Below are 5,866 nucleotides of genomic sequence, written 5' to 3' on the forward strand. Positions count from 1 at the left end.
TCTTGTAAACGGTTTGACATGGAAAGGTATCCTCCTTTCAATTAAATTTTAATCGATTGATTTGTTTGATTTTTTAGAAATACGAACTTTCTTACCATTTTCAAATTTGAATCCAACCTTAGTTGGTTCGTTTGTTGATGGGTCAATTAACATAACGTTTGAAACATGAATTGGAGCTTCAACTTCATTAATGCCACCTTGTGGGTTAGCTTGTGAAGCTTTTTGATGTTTCTTAACAATGTTAATGCCTTCAACGATTACGCGATCTTTTGAAGCGATAGTCTTGGTAACAGTACCTTCTTTACCTTTATCCTTACCACTAATAACGCGAACTTTGTCACCGGTTTTAATAAACATTTCTTGGCACCTCCTTGGTTGACATTGATTAATTAAAGTACTTCAGGGGCTAGAGAAACGATCTTCATGAATTCGTTGTCACGTAGTTCACGTGCAACTGGTCCAAAGATACGAGTTCCCTTAGGACTTTTATCATCTTGAACAAGTACGGCAGCATTTTCATCGAAACGGATGTATGAACCATCTGCACGACGTGATACTGACTTAGTTCTTACGATTACAGCCTTAACAACGTCACCCTTTTTGACAACGCCACCTGGTGTTGCTTGTTTAACAGTAGCAACAATGATATCACCGATACCTGCATATCTTCTGCTTGATCCACCTAAAACTTTAATAGTTAAAAGTTCACGAGCACCTGAGTTATCAGCAACTTTCAAACGACTTTCTTGTTGAATCATTAGCTAATACCCTCCTTCCGGTATTTACTCAGAATACGATAAAATTCTTATGTTAGATAATAACAGCTTTTTCAACGATATTAACTAGACGGAAATTCTTAGTAGCTGATAGCTTACGTGTTTCCATAATTTCTACAACATCGCCCAACTTAGCTTCATTGTTTTCATCATGAGCTTTGTACTTCTTTGAGTACTTAACACGTTTTCCGTAAGTAGAATGTGTTTTGTAAGTTTCAACAACAACTGTGATGGTTTTGTCCATCTTGTCAGAAACAACACGGCCTCTGTAGACCTTACGCATATTACGTTCCATATTACGTTGACCTCCTATCGTATTCTATTTGTTTAGTTCTTGTTGACGCAATGCAGTTTTGATACGTGCAATGTTCTTACGAACTTGTTTCAATCTTGCAGTGTTTTCCAATTGACCAGTAGCTAATTGAAAACGAAGGTTGAATAATTCTTCTTTGTAGCTTTGTTCTTTTTCATGCATTTGAGCAGTGGTTAGTTCATTAATTTCTTTAGCCTTCATTTGATTCGCCACCTACTTCCTCACGTTTAATAATCTTTGTTCGAACAGGAAGTTTAGCTGAAGCTAAACGTAAAGCTTCTAGAGCAACTTCTTCAGAAACTCCACCAACTTCGAATAGGACTTTTCCACGTTTAACTGGAGCAACCCATCCGGCTGGAGTACCTTTACCATTACCCATACGAACCCCTACACCTTTTTCAGTGTAAGACTTGTGAGGGAAAATTTTAATCCAAACTTTCCCACCACGCTTCATGTGTCTTGTCATAGCAATACGACAAGCTTCGATTTGACGGTTAGTGATCCAATGTGAATCAGTTGATTGTAAACCAAATTCACCGAATGAAACAGTGTTTCCACCTTTTGAAGTACCGCGTAATTTACCACGGTGTTCACGACGGAACTTAACACGTTTTGGTACTAGCATGTTTATTTCCCTCCTTTATCGTTTTCTTGAGCATCGTTAACTGCTTGTGGTAAAACTTCACCACGGTAGATCCAAGTTTTTACACCAATTGATCCGTAAGTAGTGTGAGCTTCTTCCCAAGCGTAGTCGATGTCTGCTCTTAGTGTATGCAATGGAACAGTTCCTTCAGCGTATGCTTCCACACGTGACATATCTGCACCATTTAGACGACCAGCAACTTGAGTTTTGATACCCTTAGCACCGGCACGACGAGAGCGTTGCATTGATTGACGCATTGCACGACGGAATGCTACACGGCCTTCCAATTGACGAGCAATGTTTTCACCAACAAGTTTAGCATCTAAATCAGGTTTCTTGATTTCGATGATGTTGATGTGAACTCTCTTACCTGTTAAATTGTTTAATTCTTTACGAAGATTTTCGACTTCTGATCCGCCTTTACCGATAACCATACCTGGTTTAGCAGTGTGAATTGAAACGTTAACACGCTTTGCAGCACGTTCGATAACAACTCTTGATACGGAAGCGTCAGCGAGTCTCTTACTAATGTATTCACGGATTTTTAGGTCTTCATTAATGTTGTTAGCAAAATCAGCTTTTTCAGCGTACCATTTTGCGTCCCAATCGCGAATAATTCCGACACGTAATCCAGTAGGATTTACTTTTTGACCCACGGCTAATCCCTCCTATTTTTCTGAAACTACAACTGTGATATGACTAGTACGTTTGTTAATTGGAGAAGCAGAACCCTTTGCACGAGGACGGAAACGTTTTAGTGTTGGTCCTTCGTTAACAAAAACTTCGCTTACTACCAAGTCTTCACGATCTAAATCAAAATTATTTTCTGCATTTGCTACAGCTGACATTAAAACTTTTGAAACAACTGGTGAAGCTCCTCTTGGAGTGAACTTCAAGATTGCAGCTGCTTCTGAAACGCTTTTACCTCTAATAAGATCAACTACAAGGCGGACCTTACGTGCGGCGATGCGAACAGTTCTAGCAGTAGCTTTTGCTGATGTAACTTGTTCAGCCATTTGTTATCCTCCTTGCTTAAACAGTTTTCTTATCGTCATTTCCATGTCCATGGAAAGTACGAGTTGGTACAAATTCACCTAATTTGTGACCTACCATATCTTCTTGAATATATACTGGAACGTTTTTTCTTCCATCATAAACAGCGATAGTGTAGCCAATGAAACTAGGGAAGATTGTTGAACGACGTGACCATGTCTTGATTACGTCTTTCTTGTCTTGGTCTTTTTGAGCATCGATTTTCTTTAAAAGATGCTTATCGGCAAAAGGTCCCTTTTTTAAACTACGAGACATTATGAAACCTCCTCTTCAAAATCAGTATAGGGAAGTGTATACCCGAAGGTATAACTTAGTTTATTACATCTTTGATCCCTTACGACGGCGAACAATGAACTTGTTGGAACGAGCCTTCTTACTACGAGTCTTCTTACCAACAGTCTTCTTGTGCCATGGTGATAATGGTGATGGGTAACCAACTGGAGCTTTACCTTCACCACCACCATGAGGGTGATCGTTAGGGTTCATTACAGAACCACGAACGTGTGGACGTTGGCCCTTGTAACGGTTACGACCAGCTTTACCAACATTAACTAATGAGTGTTCTTCGTTACCGATACTACCGATAGTGGCACGGTTAACTGAAAGAATCATACGAACTTCTCCAGATGCTAGACGAACTAGTACGTATTTTCCTTCCTTACCCAATAGTTGAGCTGAAGTACCAGCAGAACGAACTAATTGTCCACCCTTACCTGGTTTTAATTCGATATTGTGAATAACAGTACCTACAGGGATATCCTTCAATGCTAAAGCATTACCAGGTTTGATGTCAGCGTTTGGTCCTGATTGAACCTTATCACCAACTTTTAGACCCTTAGGTGCTAGAATGTATGACTTAATACCGTCAGTGTATACAACTAACGCAATGTTAGCAGTACGGTTTGGATCGTATTCGATAGTCTTAACGATACCATCAACGTCGTCATGGTTACGCTTGAAATCAATAATACGGTATTGATTCTTGTTACCACCACCACGGTGACGAACAGTCATGCGACCAGAGTTGTTACGACCAGCAGAGTGTGACTTAGAAGCCAATAATGACTTTTCAGGCTTTGTCTTAGTCAAACCGCTGTAGTCAAGACTAGTCATGTTACGGCGACCATTGCTGGTTGGTTTGTATTTTTTAATAGCCACGGTGTTTTCCTCCTAAATTGATATTTTATTTATTGCTAAATAAGTTAATTTCTTTTGAATCGTTTGATAAAGTAACGATAGCCTTACGACGCTTCTTAGTGTAACCTGAGAAACGACCTTGGCGCTTTAGCTTACCTTTAAGATTCATAATATTTACATTTGCAACTTTAACATCAAAGATGTCTTGAATTGCGTTCTTCACTTGTGTTTTAGTTGCTCGTAAGTCAACATCAAAAGTGTATTTCTTTTCGTCCATCATAGCAGTTGATTGTTCTGTAATAACGGGACGTAGGATAATATCACGTGATTCCATTATGCGAGCACCTCCTCTACTTGAGAAAGAGCAGCCTTTGTGATGACAATCTTGTCACTGTTTACAACGCTCAATGTGTTTAAACCTTTAGCTGAAACGATTTCAACGTTCTTTAGGTTACGAGCTGATAATACAGCGTTCTTGTTGTCTTCTTCCAAGACTACTAATGTCTTAGTTGAAGCATTTAGCTTGTTTAGTGCTTCTGAGAAATCTTTAGTCTTAGGAGCATCGAAACTTAATGAATCAACAACTACGAAGCTGTCGTTAGCAACCTTTTCTGATAAAACAGACTTGATAGCTAAACGGCTAACTTTCTTTGGTAAGTGGTAGCTGTATGAACGAGGAGTAGGTCCGAAGACGATTCCACCTCCACGCCATTGTGGTGAACGGATTGAACCTTGACGAGCACGTCCAGTACCCTTTTGACGCCATGGCTTCTTACCACCACCTCTAACAGCGCTTCTGTTCTTTACAGCGTGTGTACCTTGGCGCATTGATGCTCTTTGCATCAAAACAACGTCAAATACAACACTGTCGTTTTGTTCGATAGCAAAAATTTCATCGTTTAATTCAACGTTACCGTTTTTGCTACCATCTTGTTTGTATAATGCTACGCTTGTCATTTATGGTTCCTCCTTTCTTATTTTTGTGATCCGCGAGCTGCAGATTTAACAGTAAGGAATGACTTGTTGGCACCAGGAACGTTACCTTTAATTAAAAGTACGTTGTTGTCAACGTCAGCCTTAACAATTTCAAGATTTTGAATTGTAACTTGTTTGTTACCCATTCTACCTGGTAATTTCATACCCTTAGTAACACGGTTGATAATTACACCAAGTGAACCAGGACGACGGTGGTATCTAGAACCGTGAGTTTCAGGACCTCTAGCTTGACCATCCTTATGAATGTTACCTTGGTAACCATGACCCTTTGTGATACCTGTTACATCTACGATGTCACCGGCTTCAAAAATGTCTGCCTTGATTTCGTCTGCTACATTGTAATCGCTAAGCTCAACATCTCTGATTTCTTTAATGAAGCGCTTAGGATTTGTATTTGCTTTTGCTACATGACCCTTTTCTGGTTTGTTACTTAAAACATCACGTTTATCTTCGTAACCAAGTTGAATAGCATTGTATCCATCAGTTTCAGTTGATTTAGTTTGTAGAACAACGTTAGGAGTTACATCTACAACAGTAACTGGAACTAATTCACCGTTATCAGTGAAAACTTGAGTCATTCCGATTTTTCTACCTAAGATTCCTTTTTTGGTCATGAGTACACCTCCGATATATTGTAATTTTGATTAATTATAGTTTAATTTCGATATCAACACCACTTGGTAAATCAAGTTTCATTAATGAGTCAACTGTTTTTGGTGTTGGGTTTAAGATGTCGATTAAACGCTTGTGAGTCAACATTTCAAATTGTTCACGTGACTTCTTAAACTTATGTGGTGAAGCTAGAACAGTATAAACAGTTCTATCTGTTGGCAATGGAATTGGACCAGAAACACTAGCACCAGTTCTTTGCGCAGTAGCCACAATCTTTTCAGCTGATTGATCTAAAGTACGGTGTTCATATGCCTTTAAACGGATACGAATCTTTTG

At 39.2% G+C, this 5,866-nt stretch carries 13 protein-coding genes; all 13 read right to left on the reverse strand.

What is annotated here, in order from left to right:
* Positions 1–48 precede the first annotated feature (48 nt).
* Positions 49–357 carry a 50S ribosomal protein L24 gene (gene rplX / locus M3005_RS05770; RefSeq protein WP_053950326.1) on the reverse strand — a complete coding sequence of 103 codons (309 nt, stop codon included), beginning with the start codon at positions 355–357 and terminating at the stop codon, positions 49–51.
* Between the two features lie 32 nt (positions 358–389).
* Positions 390–758 (reverse strand): 50S ribosomal protein L14, encoded by a 369-nt coding sequence (gene rplN / locus M3005_RS05775; protein WP_034531509.1) that lies wholly within the window; start codon positions 756–758, stop codon positions 390–392.
* 52 nt (positions 759–810) lie between these two features.
* A complete protein-coding gene (rpsQ, locus tag M3005_RS05780) occupies positions 811–1,071 on the reverse strand; it encodes a 30S ribosomal protein S17 (protein WP_293794504.1) in 261 nt (86 codons plus the stop codon).
* Between the two features lie 24 nt (positions 1,072–1,095).
* Positions 1,096–1,290 (reverse strand): 50S ribosomal protein L29, encoded by a 195-nt coding sequence (gene rpmC / locus M3005_RS05785; protein ID WP_034531506.1) that lies wholly within the window; start codon positions 1,288–1,290, stop codon positions 1,096–1,098.
* Positions 1,280–1,714, reverse strand: a complete 435-nt coding sequence (rplP, locus tag M3005_RS05790; protein WP_053950328.1) for a 50S ribosomal protein L16 — start codon at positions 1,712–1,714, stop codon at positions 1,280–1,282. Before rplP ends, rpmC begins: the two co-directional genes overlap by 11 nt.
* A gap of 2 nt (positions 1,715–1,716) precedes the next feature.
* The gene (rpsC, locus tag M3005_RS05795) at positions 1,717–2,388 is read right to left on the reverse strand and encodes a 30S ribosomal protein S3 (protein ID WP_293794508.1); all 672 of its coding nucleotides are present in this window, start codon (positions 2,386–2,388) and stop codon (positions 1,717–1,719) included.
* Between the two features lie 12 nt (positions 2,389–2,400).
* The gene (rplV, locus tag M3005_RS05800; protein WP_034531503.1) at positions 2,401–2,748 is read right to left on the reverse strand and encodes a 50S ribosomal protein L22; all 348 of its coding nucleotides are present in this window, start codon (positions 2,746–2,748) and stop codon (positions 2,401–2,403) included.
* A 16-nt stretch (positions 2,749–2,764) separates the two neighbouring features.
* Positions 2,765–3,040: a 30S ribosomal protein S19 gene (rpsS, locus tag M3005_RS05805; protein ID WP_034531502.1), complete on the reverse strand. Its 276-nt coding sequence runs from the start codon at positions 3,038–3,040 to the stop codon at positions 2,765–2,767.
* Between the two features lie 63 nt (positions 3,041–3,103).
* Positions 3,104–3,943, reverse strand: a complete 840-nt coding sequence (rplB, locus tag M3005_RS05810) for a 50S ribosomal protein L2 (protein ID WP_293794510.1) — start codon at positions 3,941–3,943, stop codon at positions 3,104–3,106.
* Between the two features lie 25 nt (positions 3,944–3,968).
* Complete coding sequence (gene rplW, locus M3005_RS05815; RefSeq protein ID WP_034531498.1) at positions 3,969–4,256, reverse strand: 50S ribosomal protein L23; 288 nt, start codon at positions 4,254–4,256, stop codon at positions 3,969–3,971.
* On the reverse strand, positions 4,256–4,879 hold the full coding sequence (gene rplD, locus M3005_RS05820) for a 50S ribosomal protein L4 (RefSeq protein WP_293794512.1): 624 nt from the start codon (positions 4,877–4,879) through the stop codon (positions 4,256–4,258). The genes rplW and rplD overlap by 1 nt, the downstream gene beginning before the upstream one ends.
* 17 nt (positions 4,880–4,896) lie before the next feature.
* On the reverse strand, positions 4,897–5,532 hold the full coding sequence (gene rplC, locus M3005_RS05825; protein ID WP_053950334.1) for a 50S ribosomal protein L3: 636 nt from the start codon (positions 5,530–5,532) through the stop codon (positions 4,897–4,899).
* 34 nt (positions 5,533–5,566) lie between these two features.
* On the reverse strand, positions 5,567–5,866 hold a 300-nt coding region (gene rpsJ / locus M3005_RS05830), incomplete at its 5' end, for a 30S ribosomal protein S10 (RefSeq protein WP_293794517.1).

This window comes from Apilactobacillus sp. (assembly GCF_025290035.1).
Lineage (GTDB): Bacteria > Bacillota > Bacilli > Lactobacillales > Lactobacillaceae > Apilactobacillus.